We start from the raw sequence: 17,469 nt of genomic DNA on the forward strand, positions 1-17,469 counted from the left end.
GTCGGTGAGGCAGGATCACTCCTGCACGGTCACCTTGACCATGAAGTCGGGCTCAACGACCGAGCCATTGGCGGCGGGGTCGCCCTTCTTGATGGCGTTCAGCACTTCCCAGCCCTCGACCAGTTGGCCGACGACCGTGTATTGCCCGTCAAGGAACTCGGCCGGGGCCAGGTCGATGAAGAACTGGCTGTTGGCGCTGTTCGGGTCCTGCGAGCGAGCCATGCCGACCGTGCCGCGCTGGAAGCTGACATCGTTGAATTCCGCCGGCAGGTCCGGCATGGACGAGCCGCCCATGCCCGCACGCGCGGTATCCGCACCATGCTTGCCGAATTCCACGTCGCCGGTCTGGGTCATGAAGCCGTCGATCACGCGGTGAAAGACCACGCCGTCATAGGACCCGGCCTTGGCCAGCGTCACCAGACGTTCGACATGCTTGGGGGCCTTGTCGGTATACAGGTCCAGCACGATCTTGCCCTTGGCGGCGCCCGAGGAATCCGCGACCTCGATCACCAGATTCGGACCCGGACCGTCAGTCACGCCCGGCAGACCCTCGGCGTGAACGGCACCTGCACCCAGCAGCAGTGCGGGGATCAGGGCCTTATTCAGCATCGGCAGCGACCTTGACCGAGATCATGCGGTCGGGATTCGCCGGCGGCTCGCCACGGACGATCTTGTCGACATTTTCCATGCCCGAGATCACGCGGCCATAAACGGTGTATTGGCCATTCAGGAAATGGTTGTCGTTGAAATTGATGAAGAACTGGCTGTTGGCCGAGTTCGGGTTCATCGAACGTGCAGCACCCAGCGTGCCACGGTCATGCGGCAGGCGCGAGAATTCCGCCGGCAGGTCCGGCAGGTCCGAACCACCCGTGCCGGCGCGGCCCGGATTGTAGCCCGATTCCATGTTCGCATGTTCCACGTCGCCGGTCTGGGCCATGAAGCCCTCGATCACGCGGTGGAAGGCGACGTTGTCGTATTTCCCGGCGCGGGCCAGTTCCTTCATCCGCTCGACATGCTTGGGCGCAACATCGGCCAGAAGCTCGATCACGACCGGGCCGTCTTTCAGCTCGATGATGACCGTGTTTTCGGGATCCTTGATCTCGGCCATGGGACTCTCCTTCTGATGGCTTGGCGCAAAGGCATAAGCATTTCGTGCCGCCCACACAACGCCGCCATTGCCGGGCGGTTCACCGCCGGTGCAGGTTGACGAAAATATCAACTTGCGTGAAAACCGCGCACGGCTGCGTGAACGGCTCAGGAAAGGGACAAGCATGGCGGATTTCAACACGATCGACGACCTCGACCTTAACGGTAAGGTGGTCCTGACCCGCGTGGACGTGAACGTCCCCGTCGAAAACGGACTGGTGACCGACGCCACCCGGATCGAGAAGATCGTGCCGACGATCAAGGACATCCAGTCCAAAGGCGGCATTCCGGTCCTGCTGGCGCATTTCGACCGTCCCAAGGGCAAGCGTGTCGATTCCATGAGCCTGCAAATCGTGCTGCCCGCGCTGGAAGCGGCCCTTGGCCAGCCGGTGAAATTCTCGGACGAGGCCATCGGCGGCACCGCCAAGCGCGCCGTAGCCGACCTGCAGCCGGGCGATGTGCTGCTGCTGGAAAACACCCGTTTCTATCCGGGCGAGGAAACCAATGACGCGACCTTCGCCGCCTCACTGGCCGCGCTGGGTCAGGCCTATGTGAACGACGCCTTCTCGGCCGCGCACCGCGCACACGCCTCGACCGAAGGCATCGCGCAGTTGCTGCCCGCCGCTGCTGGCCGCCTGATGGAGGCCGAACTCAAGGCGCTGGACGCTGCCCTTGGCGCACCGCAGCGCCCGGTCGTTGCGGTCGTCGGCGGGGCCAAGGTCTCGACCAAGCTGGACCTGCTGGGGAACCTGATCTCCAAGGTCGATCATCTGGTGATCGGCGGCGGCATGGCCAACACCTTCCTGGTCGCCCAAGGCATCGAGGTCGGCAAATCGCTGGCCGAACGCGACATGGCCGACACCGCCCGCGAGATCATGTCCAAGGCCAGCGGCGCAGGCTGCACCATCCACCTGCCGGTCGATGTCGTCGTGGCACGCGAATTCAAGGCCGGTGCCGAGAATCAGACCGTTCCCACCGATGCCTGCCCTGCCGATGCGATGATCCTTGATGCCGGTCCGGAAACAGTCGCAAAGATCCGCACCGTGTTCGAAAGCTCGCGCACGCTGATCTGGAACGGCCCGCTGGGCGCGTTCGAAATCCAACCCTTCGACGCCGCCACCAATGCCGCAGCCCAAGAGGCAGCCGAACTGACCCGTGCGGGCAAGCTGATCTCGGTCGCGGGCGGCGGCGATACTGTCGCCGCGCTGAACAAGGCGGGCGTCTCGGGCGATTTCACCTTCATCTCGACGGCGGGCGGTGCCTTCCTTGAGTGGATGGAGGGCAAGGAACTGCCCGGCGTCGCCGCGTTGCAAAAGCGCTGATCGCGCCGTGATCTTGGGGGCCGCTGGCCCCCTTTTTCATTCCGCCCTAATTCGCGGCCGGGGCCGTGCCTGCGGGCGGAGCAGCAGCCGGGGCCGGAGCGGGCGCGGTCGGCAGGTTCCGTTCGATGTCGCGCGACTCGGTATCACGGGACAGCACATACATGAACGTGCCTGCCGCGATCACAAAAGCCAGCGCAAAGACAAGAAAGAAGGGCCGGTTCTGGCGCACCTGTTCGGGAATGCTGTCCGGGTCTTCGTTGGCCATGGGTCTTTCCCCCATCTTGATGCCGTGTCATCGAAACGCTTGGTGCCCGATGCGGTTCCAGAAAGGCCACGGCGGCGCGGAAACTTTGTGCGCCAGCCCCATGATGCGACATATTTTCACCGGAACGACAGCTTCGCGCGCTATGCACTGAAAAGTCAGCGTTGCTGTTAGCGCAACCCGAATTGCCCTTGGCCGTGGTTTTGTTAAGTCACGGCCAAACTGGATTGGAGTTTCAGATGCAGATGACCGATACTGTCCGCAAGATCCTCGCCAATTACGAAGGCGAGACCCCCGGCGTGAAAGCGCAATTGGCGCGCATGCTGATGACCGGCAAGCTTGCGGGCACCGGCAAGATGATCATCCTGCCCGTCGACCAAGGCTTCGAGCATGGCCCGGCGCGCAGCTTCGCTCCGAACCCGCTGGGCTACGACCCCCATTACCACTACCAACTGGCGATCGACGCCGGTCTGAACGCCTATGCCGCACCGCTGGGCATGATCGAGGCTGGCGCGGATACGTTCGCAGGCCAGATCCCGACCATCCTGAAAGTGAACTCGGCCAACTCGCTGATGTCGGACACCGCTGGCAAGAACCAGGCGATCACCGCATCGGTCGATGACGCACTGCGTCTGGGCTGCGCCGCCATCGGCTTTACCATCTATCCGGGTTCGGACATGGCGCTCGACATGTTCGAAGAGATCGTCGAGATGCGTAAGGAAGCGGCCGCCAAGGGCGTCGCGACTGTCATCTGGTCCTATCCGCGCGGCGAGGCGATCACCAAGGACGGTGAAACCGCCATCGACGTGGCAGCCTATGCCGCCCAGATCGCCGCCCTGATCGGCGCGCATATCATCAAGATCAAGCTGTCGACCGACCACCTGATGCTGCCCGAGGCCAAAAAGGTCTACGAAGCCAAGGAAATCGACATCGCGACTCAGGCGAAGCGCGTCGAGCACTGCATGCAGGCCAGCTTCAACGGCCGCCGCATCGTCGTCTTCTCGGGCGGCGCTGCAAAAGGCGCTGATGCGGTCTACGACGACGCCCGCGCGATCCGCGACGGCGGCGGCAACGGCTCGATCATCGGCCGCAACAGCTTCCAGCGCTCGCGCGAGGATGCGCTGGCCATGCTGCAACAGCTGGTCGACATCTATCTGGGCAAGGCCTGATCGCAGCGTCCCGCAAGGGAATCCGCCAAGAAACAAGGGGGCGTCCGCTGGGGCGCCCTTTTCCTTTTGGCCAATAAAGCCTAGGTTCTGCGCCAAAGAATGAAGGATGGGTGCATGTCGTTTTTCTCGAAGCTGCGCGACCGGCTGACGCGGTCCTCGTCGAAGATCGGCGCGGGGCTGGACGATATCGTCGCGGAAGGTGCGGTCGAAAAGGATGACGCGCCCGAAGCGGCCGTAGCCGTCAGCCCTGCCCCCGTACCTGCCCCTGCCCCCATGCCAGCCCCAGCGCCTGAACGCGCACCCGAGCCTGAGCGTCCCGCGCCCCCCGCCCCTCAGGAACAGGCGGCACCGCGCCCCGGCGTTCTGGGTCGGCTGTTCGGACGCGGAACCAGTGACACCGAACCCCGGCGTGAGCTGGACGACGCGATGCTCGAAGAGCTCGAGGAGATGCTGATCCAGTCCGATATGGGCGTCGAGACCGCCTTGCGCGTCACCGCCAATATCGCCGAGGGGCGACTGGGTCGCCGGGTCTCGGCCACCGAGCTCAAGGAACTGCTGGCCGATGAGATCGCCCGCATCATGACACCGGTGGCAAAGCCCCTGCCGATCTATCCCAAGCGCCCGCAGGTGGTGCTGGTCGTCGGTGTGAACGGCTCGGGCAAGACCACGACCATCGGCAAGCTTGCCAGCCAGTTCAAGGCGTCGGGCAAGAATGTCGTCATCGCCGCTGGCGACACCTTCCGCGCCGCCGCCGTTGAGCAGCTGCAGATCTGGGGCAAGCGCGCAGGCGTGCCGGTGATGACCGCCCCCGAGGGCTCGGACCCGGCCAGCCTTGCTTTCGACGCCATGACCCGCGCGGAAGCCGAAGGCGCGGATCTGCTGATGATCGACACCGCCGGGCGTCTGCAGAACCGTCAGGACCTGATGGAGGAACTGGCCAAGATCGTCCGCGTCATCCGCAAGAAGGACCCTTCGGCCCCGCACAACACCCTGCTGGTGCTGGACGCCACCACCGGCCAGAACGCGCTGAGCCAGGTCGAGACCTTCCAGAAACTGGCCGATGTCTCAGGGCTTGTCATGACCAAGCTGGACGGCACGGCGCGGGGCGGCGTGCTAGTGGCATTGGCAGACCGCTTCGGCCTGCCCATCCACGCCATCGGGGTTGGCGAACAGATCGACGATCTCGACGCTTTTGACGCCCGCGATTTCGCGCGCGCCCTCGTCGGGTTGGACAGCTAAGCCCGGCCTTCTTCGTTTCTCAAATACCCCAGCAACCGCGCAACCGGCCCAAGCCTATGGCTTGACCGGATGCGCCTTGGTCGTGGTGGTCTCGACCGGCGCGACATTGCCCGATGCATCGGCTGCGGGCATCTGTACGTCCTGCGGAGGGGTGAAGGGCGCGGTCAGTTCGGCCGTCTTGGCCTTCTTGTCATAGATGCAGACATAGCGATCCGCACCCCCATCGGGCAGCGTCGTGATCAGCAGCGCGGCGCCATAGTTTTCCGAGCCAAAGGGATTCACCTCGATCGCGGTTTCGCCTTCCGTCGGCGCAAGGGCCGTGCAGGTTTTTTCGACCTCGGCGCGGAATTCATCCCATGCCGCATCGGATGCGGCCAGCGCGGGCGTAGCAGAAAGGGCGATCAGCAGGATGGGCAGGCGCATGGTTTCCTCCTTGGACGTGCCAAGACCAACGCCCCTGCCCCGTGCCGGTTTCTAAAGTCCCAGCCGGGTGGCGAAATCCCGCACAGCCGCCTCGTCCCCGGCGGCGATCGAACGCAACAGAGTCGCCTGAGACTTCAGGATCGGATCGGCCCCGATGATCTTGAGGTGGTTGGCGCGCAGCGTCTCGCCCGAGGAGGTGATGTCGGCAATCGCCTCGGCGGTCAGGTTCGCCACCGTGCCTTCGGTCGCGCCCTGACTGTCGACCAACTGGTAATCGGCGACCTCGTGATCCGACAGCCATGCCCGCACCAGCCGGTGATATTTGGTGGCAATCCGCAGGCGGAAGCCATGCTCGGCCCGGAAATCGCGGGCGATGGTGGCCAGATCGTCCAGATCGTCGCAATCGCTCCAGCAGGCGGGAACGGCGAGGATGAGGTCGGCATGGCCAAAGCCCATCGGGGCCAGTTCCTCGACATGGCTGCGCCAGCCGGCCAGCTTCTCGCGGATCAGGTCGGTGCCGGTCACGCCCAGATGGATACGCCCGGCGCGAAGCTCGCGCGGGATCTCGCCCGCCGAAAGCAGCACCAGCGAGACGTTTTCCGCCCCCTCGACCCGCCCGGCATATTCGCGCTCTGACCCGGCGCGCGACAAGCGCACCCCGCGTTCGGCAAACCAGTCGAAGGTCTGCTCCATCAGCCGCCCCTTGGACGGCACGCCCAGCCGGATCATGCGAGCCCCCCGAGTTCGTAGACAAGGCCGGGGCGGATAATGCCACCGACAGCGGGGATCGAGCGGCCCTGCGCCTGCCCCAGCACCGCGGCCAGCGCGTCATAGCGTCCGCCCGAGGCGACCGGCGGCCAGTCAAGGCGACCGGGGGCGGCAAAGCTGAAGGTCATGCCGTCGTAATATTCCATCGTGTGGCGACCGTGGCTCGCGTCGAAATGCACCGCATCCACGTCGATGCCGCGCCGCGCGAGGTTCGCAAGATTGCGCTCCAGCCGGTCCACCGCCTCATGAATGTCGGGAATTTCCGAAGCCAGTTGGCGCAGTTCCGCCAGCGCCTGCGGCGCCGGGGCCTCAATGGAGAAAAGCCGCTCCAGACGCTCGACCCATTGCGGGGCAAGCGGCAATTCGCCGGCATCAGCCTGAAGCCGGTCGATGCGGGCCTGCATCTCGGCCTGCGAGCGCATGCCCGTCCAGATCGCCGGAGTTTCCGCGAAATTGCGTGGCGCGGGCGGCGCGGCAAAACGGGCCAACTGGCGGGCAAAGCGTTTGGGCCGCCAGATATGGTGCAACAGCGCCGCGCGGCGCGCGCCCGACAGCGGCAGCGCACGGACGGCATCCATCAGCAGGTCCATGTCGCCCATGCTGGCCTGAAGTTTCAGCGGCGACAGAATGTCGTGGAACAGCGCGAAGACCTCGGCATCGGCATCGGGGTCGCGGGCAAAAAGCTCGAATCCGGCCTGCAGATATTCGTTGTCGCGCGGGTGGTCGGGCTGGCGTTCGCCATGGTCCTGCTTACGAAAGACCTCGCCCAGATAGCAGTAGCGCGCCGGTTCCGCACCGTTTTCCATATGCATCTGCACGACGGGCACGGTGAAATCGGGGCGCAGCATCATCTCGCCCCGGATCGGGTCTTGCGTCACATAGGCGCGGGCACGGATGTCCTCACCGTACAGGTCCAGCAGCGTCTCGGCGGGCAGCAGCAGGTCGGGCGCGACCTCCTCGGCCCCGGCAGCGCGAAACGCCGTCAGGATCTGCTGGCCGATCGCCTGTTTCTCGCGTTTGCTCATCCCAGAATGCGCCGGACTTCGGCGACCAGATCGGCGCGCGGAACCTCGGTCTGCGCGGGCTGGGACTTCCATTCCTCGTGGGTGGCCTCGGCGGCGATTTTCGCGCCCAGGATCAGGTCCTTGACCTGAATGACGCCGCGCTCGGCCTCGTCTCCGCCCTGGATGATGGCGACGGGGGATTGGCGTTTATCCGCGTATTTCAACTGGTTGCCGAAGTTTTTGGGGTTACCCAGATAGACCTCGGCGCGGATGCCTGCGGCGCGCAGTTCGGATGCCATGGCGTAGTAATCCGCCATGCGGTCGCGGTCCATGACGGTGACGACAACGGGGCCTTGTTCGGTGCCACCCATCAGGCCCTTGGCACGCAAAGCCGCCAGCAGGCGATCAACGCCGATGGACACGCCCGTCGCCGGGACCTTCTGGCCGGTGAAGCGCTCGACCAGACCGTCATAACGCCCGCCGCCCGCGACCGAGCCGAACTGCCGCTTGCGGCCCTTTTCGTCAAGGATTTCAAAGGTCAGCTCGGCCTCGAAGACCGGACCGGTGTAATAGCCAAGGCCGCGCACGATCGAGGGATCGATGATCGCGCGATCCTCGCCCACACCCATCGCCGCCAGCATGTCCGATATCTGGGAAAGTTCCTCGACCCCCTCGGCACCGGTCACCGATGCCCCAACCGCCGCGCGCAGATTTTCCAGCGTCGCCGCATTATCCACGCCTTTCGAGGTCAGGAAGGCGATGACCGGATCGGCCTGTTCGGGGCGCAGGCCCACGCCTTCGATCTCGGCCCCGGATTCGTCCTTGCGGCCGGTGGTGAGCAATTGGCGCACGCCCTGCTCGCCGACCTTGTCGAACTTATCGATGGTGCGCAGCACGTCATCGGCGGGCTTGCCGGATTCGACGCCCATGGCCTCAAGGATGCCGTTCAGAACCTTGCGGTTGTTGATGCGGATCAGGTAATCGCCGCGCTGGATGCCGGCATGCTCAAGAGCCGCCGCCAGCATCCCGCAAATTTCCGCATCCGCCGCCACGCTGGCCGAACCCACGGTATCGGCATCGCATTGGTAGAACTGGCGGAAGCGACCCGGCCCCGGCTTTTCGTTGCGCCAGACCGGACCCATCGCATAGCGGCGATAAGGGGATGGCAGGTCATTGCGGAACTGCGCCGCGACGCGCGCCAGCGGCGCGGTCAGGTCATAGCGCAGCGCCAGCCAGTCGCCTGCACCACCGCCGGGAACCTCGGCCTCTTGCCAGGCGAAGACGCCGGCATTGGGGCGGTCCACATCGGGCAGGAATTTCCCCAGCGCCTCGACGGTTTCCACGGCGCTGGTTTCCAGAGGCTCGAACCCATGTCGATGGTATACTTCGGCAATGCGGTCGAGCATCTGCTTGCGCTCGGTCACATCTGCGCCGAAATAGTCACGAAACCCCTTTGGTGTCTCTGCCTTGGGGCGTGGTTGCTTTTTCTGATCTTTCGCCATGGTATGCCTCGGGCTTTTCCATGCGGGGGTCTAACGGATGGAGGATGCATGGACAAGCAGGCGCTGGAGAGAACCGAGCGGCTGGAAGAGGCTGTCGCCCATCTGACGCGGATTGCCGACGATCTTTCGGGGATCGTGGCCCGACAGGAGGGCGAAATCACCCGGCTGGCACGACGCATCGACATGCTGCTGGCCCGCGAGGCTGAGCGCGAGTCGGAGGGGGGAACGATTCCCCTGGCCGATCAGCGCCCGCCGCATTGGTAAGGTGAGGGGCGCTGCCCCTCGCCCCTTGCGGGGCTCACTCCGGGGTATTTCGAAAACGGTGAAGCGTTAGCGGCTGGCCGGGCCAAGGCGGGGGCCCGAGGGCGTCGCCGGTTCCGGCGCGGTCAGGGGCGGCTCCGTCGGGCGCTGGACCGGGCGCGGCATGGCGCGCATCGGCTGGCTGAACGGGGCGCGAACCGGAGGATCGGTCGCCGCCTCGTCTGCCGGAATATCGTCATCTTCGGGCTGGTCCGCGATGGGGTCCTCGGTCGCGATGGGCTGGATTTCCTCTTGGCCCTCGAGGGCGCGGCGGAAGACGAGGACATTGTGATAGACCGTGGTGCGGCCGGTCAGGCCTGCGCGCTCCTCCGAAGGGAGGGTCTCGGCGCGGACATATTCCCAGCCATCCAGTGCCATTTCGTTCAGGGCCGATGCGAGGGCGGCGGCGAAGCGTTCGATGCCTGTCCGGGCACCCTTGGTCTTTTCGCCGCGGGCCGGAGCCGGGATGACGGTGTATTCGTAGCTGGTCATGCGACTGCCTTTCCTTTGCCCCGCGCAGGTTAGGCGAGATGCGCGGACAAGGGAAGCGGGGGCGCGCAACAGCAGCACGCGTTGCGTTGGATGCCAAGATGCAGCGCGGACGCAAGAAGCGCGGCGTTTGCTGGATTTTTGGCTGTGGCTGGCGCGTATCGCGTGTTCACAGGGCACACCGCTTTGTCAGCGGAATGTGGTGACCCTGACGGCGATGCGCCAGGGTCGGGTTGCATCACTTCTTGCCAAGCAGATTGCTGAGCGTCGTGTCAAAGGCGATGCCGAGGGTGAGGAAGCCCTTTTCAGAACTGGAATCGTAGTAGCGCCCCTCGACCGAGACCGTATCGCCCAGACGGTGGACGATGCCCGCATTCCAGTGGGTGCGGTGGTCCAGCGTATTGTCGCCAAAGGCCGCGTCGATCACCGTCGTCTCGTTCACGACATATTCGGCCGTCGGACCATAGTAATAGGCACCGCCGTTGACGCCATCCTGCCGGGCATTGATCTTGGCACCCAGTGCGAATTTGTCGGTCAACGAATAGGCGAATTCGGCCACGATGTCGCTCGAGTCATAGCCGTAATCGTCGTAGTAATACATGTAGTAGGACAGGTCGTAGCGCAGCTTGCCCGCCGTGCCGCGATAGCCCAGATAGACGTCGATCTCGGCATTGTCGTCCAGACCAAAGGCCTCATAGTCGACCTGAGAGAACCAGACGCCAGCATAGAGGCCGCTGGCAAAATCGTGTTCGACATAGCCCTGAAGCGCGGGGCTGTGATCGTTCTGGCGCTGCGACCAGATGACGTAATCGGAATCGAGGCTGAGCCCGACATAGGTTTCGCCCTCGGCCATGGCGGCCGCGGGAAGGAATACGGCAAGCGAAAAGGCCGCCAGATGCGCGGCGGAATTGAAATTCATTCTGTGTCGTCCCTGTTGCGCGATGATGCCGTCATTGCGGCATTCGGTTTTATTTCCGGGCGCTTACGGGAATTCCTTCGAACCCCCTGCGTCCGGATGGCAGGATGCGACACGCGCAGGGGCGGGTCTTGGCGAATTGCGCCAAGGACACAGGCTTCTTGCGCCAGATCAATGGCTTGAGGGGCCGCGACAACGGCGGGCAACAGGTAATGCTGAACTACAGGCTGCGGCGCGGGCCATTGGCCCGGCACCTTCAGAGCTTTCGGAGGCCTGCGTCCTGCCGATGACAGGATGCCGAAAGCCCAACCGAAGCGAATTGCGCGAATGTGTAGGGTGCGCTTCAGCGCACCCTACGAAAAGGTCAGACGCCCAGTTTCTGCGAGACCAGATCCTGCACCGCCGCCGGATTGGCCTTGCCGCCGGTGGCTTTCAGGACCTGACCCACGAACCAGCCCGCGAGTTTCGGATTGGCCTTGGCCTTTTCGACCTGCGCTGGGTTCGCGGCGATGATTTCGTCCACGGCGGCCTCGATGGCGCCAAGGTCGGTGACCTGCTTCATGCCGCGCGATTCCACGATCTGCGCCGGATCGCCGCCCTCGGTCCACAGGATCTCGAACAGATCCTTGGCGATCTTGCCCGAGATCGCGCCCGAGCCGATCAGGTCGATCACGCCACCAAGCTGGGCGGCGGAAACCGGCGAGGTCTCGACGCTCAGGCCTTCCTTGTTCAGGCGGCCAAACAGCTCGTTGATGACCCAGTTCGCGGCCTGCTTGCCGTCGCGGCCCTGCGCCACCGCCTCGAAGTAATTCGCGTTCTCGACCTCGGCGGTCAGCACACCCGCATCATATTCCGACAGGCCCAGATCCTTGACGAAGCGTGCCTTCTTTTCGTCCGGAAGCTCGGGCATGTCGGCGGCGATGCCGTCGATCCACGACTGTTCGATTTCCAGCGGCAGCAGGTCGGGATCGGGGAAGTAGCGGTAATCATGCGCCTCTTCCTTGGAGCGCATCGAACGCGTCTCACCCTTGTCGGGATCGTAAAGGCGGGTTTCCTGCGTGACCGTGCCGCCATCCTCGATGATGGCGATCTGGCGGCGGGCCTCATATTCGATGGCGGCCTGGATGAAGCGCAGCGAGTTCATGTTCTTGATCTCGCAGCGGGTGCCCAGATGGCTGAAATCCTGCGTTTCCTGATAGCGCTCATAGGCGCCCGGCGTGCAGACCGAGACGTTCACATCGGCGCGCAGGTTACCGTTCTGCATGTTGCCGTCGCAGGTGCCCAAATAGCGCATGATCTGGCGCAGCTTGGCGACGTAAGCCGCCGCTTCCTCGGGACCACGGATGTCGGGACGGCTGACGATCTCCATCAGGGCGACGCCGGTGCGGTTCAGGTCGACGAAGGACATGTTCGGGTCCATGTCATGGATCGACTTGCCCGCATCCTGTTCAAGGTGGATGCGCTCGATGCGGACGCGGCGGGCGACGCCGGGGGCCATGTCCACGATCACCTCGCCCTCACCCACGATGGGGTGGTAAAGCTGGCTGATCTGGTAGCCCTGCGGCAGGTCCGGATAGAAATAGTTCTTGCGGTCAAAGGCCGAGCGCAGGTTGATCGCAGCCTTGATCCCAAGGCCGGTCTTGACCGCTTGTGCCACGCAGAATTCGTTGATGACGGGCAACATCCCCGGCATGGCCGCGTCGACAAAGGCGACATGGCTGTTCGGTTCCGCGCCGAAGCCGGTCGAGGCACCCGAAAACAGCTTGGCGTTCGAGGCGACCTGGGCATGGACCTCAAGGCCGATGACCAGTTCCCAGTCCTGTTTCGCACCCTGAATGACTTTGGGTTCGGGGGAGGTATAGGTCAAATGGTCAAGCATGGCACTTCCTTTGGCAAGGTTGCAGCGCTTCTAGGCGCTTGGGGCGCGGGTCGCAAGAGTTCGGCGGCCTCTCAGCGCCCGCCGGGGCGGCCGCGTTCGACATAATGCGGCAGGTCGTCTTCGTTGACCGAAACCTGAGCGGCACCGGAACCATGGGCGAAACGCTCCATCAGGGCATTTTCCAGCTGGCGGTTCAACTCGCGACTGCGCGCGACATATTCGGCATTGGATTCCAGCGCGACGCCGGGTTTCCAGACCTCGGCCAGCTGGCGCAGCCCGGCGCGGTCCATCTGGTAATAGATCCGCTCCAGCTCGGCGGCCTCGTATTCGGACAGCCCCGCACGCTCCAGCACATAGCGCCCGGCGCGCAGCGAGCTGTCGAAGGTCTCGCGCACGATATGATCGACCTTGGCGTCATAAAGCCGATAGACATTCACCCGGTCATAGGCGCGGGCGATGATGACGATGTCGGGCTTAATCTCGCGCGCGTGGCGTATCAGGCGCATGTTCGCCTCGGGGTCGTCCATGGCGGCGACAAGGATCTGGGCCTTGCCAATGCCCGCGGCGCGCAGGATTTCCGGGCGGGTCGGGTCGCCGAAATAGCCCTTGAAGCCAAAGCGGCGCATGACCTGAATGACTTCAAGGTCATGATCCAGCACGGTGGTCTGAAAGCCCGACATGGTGACCAGCCGGTTCACCACCTGCCCGAAACGGCCGATGCCCGCGATGATGATCGGCTGCTGTTCCTCGATTTCATCGGGGGGCACGACGGCGCGTTCCTCGGCGATGCGGCGCGAGATGTAATCCGACAGGATGAACAGCAACGGCGTCGCCAGCATCGACAGCGCGATGACCAGAAGCATCGATTGCGCCAGCTGACGCGGCAGGATCGACAGCGACAGCGCAAAGGAAATCAGGACAAAACCGAACTCACCCGCCTGCGCCAGTGACAGGGTGAACAGGCTCCGGTCCCTGCCCTTGAGCCGCGTCACGCGGGCGATGCCGTAAAGCACCAGCGACTTGATCGCCATCAGCGTGACCGTCATGCCAAGGATCGTGACGGGTCGGTCCAGCAGCGTCTGCACATCCATCCCCGCACCGACGGTGATAAAGAACAGCCCCAGCAGCAGCCCCTTGAACGGTGCGATCTGGCCTTCCAGATCATGGCGGAACTCGGACCCGGCCAGCACCACCCCGGCAAGGAAGGTTCCCAGCGCATGCGACAGCCCGACGAATTGCATGAGCGAGGCGATGCCCACCACGATCAGCAGCGCCAGCGCCGTGTCCAATTCCCCCACGCGCGAGGCGTTGACATAGCGGAATGCCGGGCGGACCAGATACTGCCCGATCAGGATGATGACGGCCACGGCGCCCACGGTGACCAGCGCCAAGGCCCAGCCCGGAAGCCCGTGCAGCATCGCGGCATCGGGGTGCTGCTCTCCGGTGCCGACTGCGGTCTGCACCGCCAGCAGCGGCATCAGCGCGATCATCGGGATGACGGCGATGTCCTGCGTCAGCAGCACGGCAAAGGCGCTGCGCCCGCCCGCCGTCTGCATCAGCGATTTTTCCGACAGGGTCTGCAGCACGATGGCTGTCGAGCTAAGCGACAGGATCATCCCCATCGCCAACGAGACCTGCCAGCTTTGGCCCAAAGCCATCGCGACCGTGGCCAACAGCGCCACCGTGCCCAGGATCTGCATCCCCGCCAGCCCCAGCAGCTTGTGCCGCATCTGCCAAAGCGTGCGCGGGTCCAGTTCCAGCCCGATCAGGAACATCATCATCACCACGCCGAATTCGGCGAAATGCTGAAGGTCGGCCATCTCGCGCGCGGAACCCGCAAGTCCCAGCACCGGGCCGATCACGATCCCCGAGATCAGATAGCCCAGCACCGATCCCAGTCCCAGCCGCGCCGAGAGCGGCACGGCGATAACCATGGTCAGCAGATAGACCGTGGCGACCGGGAGGAATGTCTCCATCTACCGCCCGTCCAGCAGCCGCAATTCGCGCTGACGGCCTGCCTTGACATAGGTCAATTTGCCATTGCCGATCGAGTTGATCGTGCCGCCGTCGATCTTGTCGCCCAGACGCACGGTGACGACCTTGCCATTGCGCAGCCGGATCAGCGCGCGGCTGGCATTGCCCGCCCCGATGATGCCGATGATCGTGGTGCGGCCTGTATCCATCGCCCGGCGCTGCGTGGCGTTCGACGCGACGCTGGCCGAGGTCGAACCGCCGCGCGGCACATTGGCCGCGACCTCGGGTTCGTCGTCGATTTCCTGCGGCTTGTAGACCTGCTTCTGGGCACGGGCGGCACGTTCCTCGGCCTCGGCCTGGGCGCGGGCACGGGCTTCGGCCTGAGCGCGGGCCTGGGCTTCGGCGGCAGCATCGGCCTGAGCGCGGGCACGGATGCGGGCCTCGGCCTGGGCTTGCAGCTGTTCGTCCAACGCGCGGCGGGCGGCCAGTTCGGCCTCGCTGGGACCTGCGGCAGGCGCGGCGACTGCGGCAGCGGCCGCAGCCGCGGGGGCCTCGGGCTTGTCGTCATCCTCGGCCTCGGCGGGGGCGCTGGCCCCACCGCTGCGGCGCGGCGGCAGTGGCGAGGACGCCAGCTTGGTCGCGTTCGGAATGGCGGGCGAGGCATCGACGGCAGCGGCAATGGCCTTTTCCACCGCTTCATCCGAGATCGGCGCGGTCGAGGCGCGGCCACCGGGGCGACCATCGGGACGGGCCGAGGGACGCGAGGAACCATTCAAAAGCCCGCCAGAATTGCGGGCGGGCGATGCATTGCTGGCCGAACGCAGGGCCTCTTCGACGGCGGCGGGGGAAACCGCGTCGCTGACCGGCTTCGCACCGGCAGGTTTGCGCTTGGGCCGGGCATCGGCAAAGCGCGGGCCAAAATCACGCGGCACGGGTTTGGCCGCGACCAGCCCCTGGCTGCGCAGGTCAAGGATCAGCGCGTCAAGCTGGCGCTGCTCGGCCGGGTCAAGCAGGTCGGCATCATCGATCAGGTCGGGGGCCGAGCCTTCGGGACGCTGCGGCGGGCGACCAGCGGCAGGCATGCTGCGGGTTGCGCCTTCTGCGCTGGCGCTTTCGCGGGTGGCCGGGGCGGTCTGGGTCGCGCCCGAACGGTCGACGCGCTTGCGCTGCGGCGGGCGACTGCTGTTCAGCGGCTGGCCGGACTTCTGCGTGGCCGTATAGGGCAGCGGGCTTTCCGGCACCCGCGGCGCTGTATCGACGCGCGGCTCGGTGGTCTGGGGCGTGCTGCGCCGGGGCGACAGTTGCGGACGCGCCGAATTGGTCACACGCGTGGCCGCAGGTGCTGCGGGCTGGGCCGCTGCCGTGGCGGGCGCGGTGCCGGGCCGCTTCTGCGGCGCAGGAACCTCGGCCACGGCGGCGGGCGTTTCCGGCTGCGCTGCAGGTTCGGCGACAGGCTGCGAGGTGGGCTGCGGCGCGGGCTGGGCCTTCGACGGCTCGCTCGACCCCGACGACACCACCGCCGCCGCCGTGGCTGAAGCCGCGACCAGCACCCGGCGCGCGCGTTCGGGCGGCATGTCGGCCAGCGTCACCTGTTTTCCGACGGGGGCCGTCTGGGGTCCCGGTTCCACCGGATTGGGCGCAGCGGCGACCGGAGCCGGGGCTTCTGGGGCTGCCGGGGGGGCTGGTGCGACTGGTGCAGGAGTAACGGTTTCCTCGATGACCGGCATGGTCTGCGGCGGTGCCGGTTCAGGCTCCGGGGCTGGCGCATTCACCGTCACAATCGGCAGCGGATCGGGGGTAGCCGCAATCTGTGCGGGCCGCGCCTCGGGGACGATAAAGGCCCAGATCAGCACCAGTCCGACCAGCAGCGTGGCCAGCATCGCGGTCAGCATGCCAACACTGCGCCGGCGCTGCGGCGGCGCAGGGGCGCGGGTCGGAGCCGCAGGCGCAGGCGCAGGCGCGGGGGCCGCAGCGGCGGTCGGCTTGGCCTGCCGCGCTTCGGCCGCGCGGCGATGGACGGCGCGGGCGCGGGCATTGAGCATCGGCGAGGGCGCGGCAACGGGCGTCGGCGCGGGCGGGATCGGCGCGGGACGCGCGGGGGCATGGCGCACGACGGGCGGAACCTTGACCTCGGCCTCGGTCGGCGCGTGATCCTGCGTCGCGGCCAGCGCGGCAGCTGCCTCAAGCACGCGGGCCTCATGTTCGGGATCGGCGGGCGTGAGCTCGACCGTTTCCGGAGCGATGGTGTCGGCTTCGACGGGGGCCTCGGCCAGCACCTCGGGCTCTGCCTCGGGGGCGGGATCGGCTGCAACGATGGGCGGCGGGGCCACGACCACGGGGGTCGGTTCGCTCGGCTCCTCCTCGATCATCAGTTCCGAGGCCGTGACCCCAGCCGAGCCGGGATCGACCACCGGGCGGTGACGCGGGGCGGGATCGGGTTCAAAGACCGGTTCACCGGGGAACAGCTCGCCCTCGGGATCGGCGCAATAGGCTTCGCCGTCGAAGCCGTATTGCAGCGCGAATTCGCGGGCCTCGCGCAGGGTCTGGCGGGCGACGGCGGCAACGCGGACGCTGTCGCTTTCGCCGCGCCAGTCAAAGGCCAGCTCATCGATGGCATAGGGGGTCAGCCCGTCCAGCGCGCGCGCCACCGCCCAGTCGCGATCCCCCGAGGGCGGCACGGTCAGCGTCGTGTACAGGATCTGGTCGTCGGGAATGATCAGCGTGACCGGCATCAGCACATCCGCGCCCTGCCCCGTGGCCATCATGCGCAGGTTGACCAGCACCTCGCGGAAGTCCGGTTCGTCGAAATCGACGGAACCCAGATGCCGCCATGCCGGTTGCCGGGCGCGGTCCGTCGCTTCAAGCGGGCGTTCCCGCTTCTGCAGGTGCACGGCGTCGCCGCCAAATGACAGGCCATATTCGGTAGCGGAATCATGCGACATTTCGCGGCTTTGCCTTGCAGTCCCGGGCGCGTTCGCGCGTTTATGAATTATTCCTATGGACTACCGCAGAACGCGATCCGTGAAAAGCCAAACACCTATATGTGAGGGACCCGAAACGGGAAAATCGCGTTAAC

16 protein-coding genes are annotated in these 17,469 nt (G+C 65.6%); 4 read left to right on the plus strand and 12 right to left on the minus strand.

Annotation, left to right across the window (positions count from 1 at the left end; genetic code table 11):
• Positions 1-15: 15 nt before the first annotated feature.
• Together GL300_RS11100 and GL300_RS11105 are read right to left on the minus strand one after the other, a co-directional pair.
• Positions 16-609, minus strand: a complete 594-nt coding sequence (locus GL300_RS11100; protein WP_155039684.1) for a peptidylprolyl isomerase — start codon at positions 607-609, stop codon at positions 16-18.
• Positions 599-1,108, minus strand: a complete 510-nt coding sequence (locus tag GL300_RS11105; protein WP_155039685.1) for a peptidylprolyl isomerase — start codon at positions 1,106-1,108, stop codon at positions 599-601. Before GL300_RS11105 ends, GL300_RS11100 begins: the two co-directional genes overlap by 11 nt.
• A 163-nt stretch (positions 1,109-1,271) precedes the next feature.
• Between GL300_RS11105 and GL300_RS11110 the strand changes: the two genes are divergently transcribed.
• Positions 1,272-2,468, plus strand: coding sequence for a phosphoglycerate kinase (locus GL300_RS11110; protein WP_155039686.1), 1,197 nt, complete (start codon positions 1,272-1,274; stop codon positions 2,466-2,468).
• 46 nt (positions 2,469-2,514) lie between these two features.
• Here the strand turns inward: GL300_RS11110 and GL300_RS11115 are convergent, their stop codons facing one another.
• Positions 2,515-2,733, minus strand: coding sequence for a hypothetical protein (locus GL300_RS11115; protein ID WP_155039687.1), 219 nt, complete (start codon positions 2,731-2,733; stop codon positions 2,515-2,517).
• Between the two features lie 236 nt (positions 2,734-2,969).
• Here GL300_RS11115 and GL300_RS11120 point away from each other — a divergent pair, with 236 nt between their 5' ends.
• Both GL300_RS11120 and ftsY read left to right on the plus strand, forming a co-directional pair.
• On the plus strand, positions 2,970-3,899 hold the full coding sequence (locus tag GL300_RS11120) for a class I fructose-bisphosphate aldolase (protein ID WP_155039688.1): 930 nt from the start codon (positions 2,970-2,972) through the stop codon (positions 3,897-3,899).
• Positions 3,900-4,013: 114 nt separating this feature from the next.
• Positions 4,014-5,138 carry a signal recognition particle-docking protein FtsY gene (ftsY, locus tag GL300_RS11125; RefSeq protein ID WP_155039689.1) on the plus strand — a complete coding sequence of 375 codons (1,125 nt, stop codon included), beginning with the start codon at positions 4,014-4,016 and terminating at the stop codon, positions 5,136-5,138.
• A gap of 54 nt (positions 5,139-5,192) precedes the next feature.
• On the opposite strand, the gene GL300_RS11130 is transcribed toward ftsY, so the two are convergent.
• From GL300_RS11130 to hisS, 4 genes are read right to left on the minus strand one after another with little or no spacing between them, the layout of a single operon-like run.
• A complete protein-coding gene (locus tag GL300_RS11130) occupies positions 5,193-5,561 on the minus strand; it encodes a hypothetical protein (RefSeq protein ID WP_155039690.1) in 369 nt (122 codons plus the stop codon).
• A 51-nt stretch (positions 5,562-5,612) separates the two neighbouring features.
• Positions 5,613-6,290, minus strand: coding sequence for an ATP phosphoribosyltransferase (gene hisG / locus GL300_RS11135; RefSeq protein ID WP_155039691.1), 678 nt, complete (start codon positions 6,288-6,290; stop codon positions 5,613-5,615).
• Complete coding sequence (locus GL300_RS11140) at positions 6,287-7,354, minus strand: ATP phosphoribosyltransferase regulatory subunit (RefSeq protein WP_155039692.1); 1,068 nt, start codon at positions 7,352-7,354, stop codon at positions 6,287-6,289. The genes hisG and GL300_RS11140 overlap by 4 nt, the downstream gene beginning before the upstream one ends.
• Positions 7,351-8,835 carry a histidine--tRNA ligase gene (gene hisS, locus GL300_RS11145; RefSeq protein WP_155039693.1) on the minus strand — a complete coding sequence of 495 codons (1,485 nt, stop codon included), beginning with the start codon at positions 8,833-8,835 and terminating at the stop codon, positions 7,351-7,353. Before hisS ends, GL300_RS11140 begins: the two co-directional genes overlap by 4 nt.
• 48 nt (positions 8,836-8,883) lie before the next feature.
• Between hisS and GL300_RS11150 the strand changes: the two genes are divergently transcribed.
• Positions 8,884-9,099, plus strand: a complete 216-nt coding sequence (locus GL300_RS11150; RefSeq protein ID WP_155039694.1) for a SlyX family protein — start codon at positions 8,884-8,886, stop codon at positions 9,097-9,099.
• A gap of 66 nt (positions 9,100-9,165) precedes the next feature.
• On the opposite strand, the gene GL300_RS11155 is transcribed toward GL300_RS11150, so the two are convergent.
• From GL300_RS11155 to GL300_RS11175, 5 genes are all read right to left on the minus strand, one after another.
• Positions 9,166-9,627 carry a DUF4177 domain-containing protein gene (locus GL300_RS11155; protein WP_155039695.1) on the minus strand — a complete coding sequence of 154 codons (462 nt, stop codon included), beginning with the start codon at positions 9,625-9,627 and terminating at the stop codon, positions 9,166-9,168.
• 235 nt (positions 9,628-9,862) lie between these two features.
• Positions 9,863-10,543 carry a TorF family putative porin gene (locus tag GL300_RS11160; RefSeq protein ID WP_155039696.1) on the minus strand — a complete coding sequence of 227 codons (681 nt, stop codon included), beginning with the start codon at positions 10,541-10,543 and terminating at the stop codon, positions 9,863-9,865.
• A 361-nt stretch (positions 10,544-10,904) separates the two neighbouring features.
• Positions 10,905-12,419, minus strand: coding sequence for an Asp-tRNA(Asn)/Glu-tRNA(Gln) amidotransferase subunit GatB (gatB, locus tag GL300_RS11165; protein ID WP_155039697.1), 1,515 nt, complete (start codon positions 12,417-12,419; stop codon positions 10,905-10,907).
• A gap of 71 nt (positions 12,420-12,490) precedes the next feature.
• Positions 12,491-14,395 (minus strand): monovalent cation:proton antiporter-2 (CPA2) family protein, encoded by a 1,905-nt coding sequence (locus GL300_RS11170; RefSeq protein ID WP_155039698.1) that lies wholly within the window; start codon positions 14,393-14,395, stop codon positions 12,491-12,493.
• Positions 14,396-17,335, minus strand: a complete 2,940-nt coding sequence (locus tag GL300_RS11175) for a hypothetical protein (RefSeq protein WP_155039699.1) — start codon at positions 17,333-17,335, stop codon at positions 14,396-14,398.
• Positions 17,336-17,469: the final 134 nt, after the last annotated feature.

This window comes from Paracoccus litorisediminis (assembly GCF_009711205.1).
Taxonomy (GTDB): Bacteria; Pseudomonadota; Alphaproteobacteria; order Rhodobacterales; family Rhodobacteraceae; genus Paracoccus; species Paracoccus litorisediminis.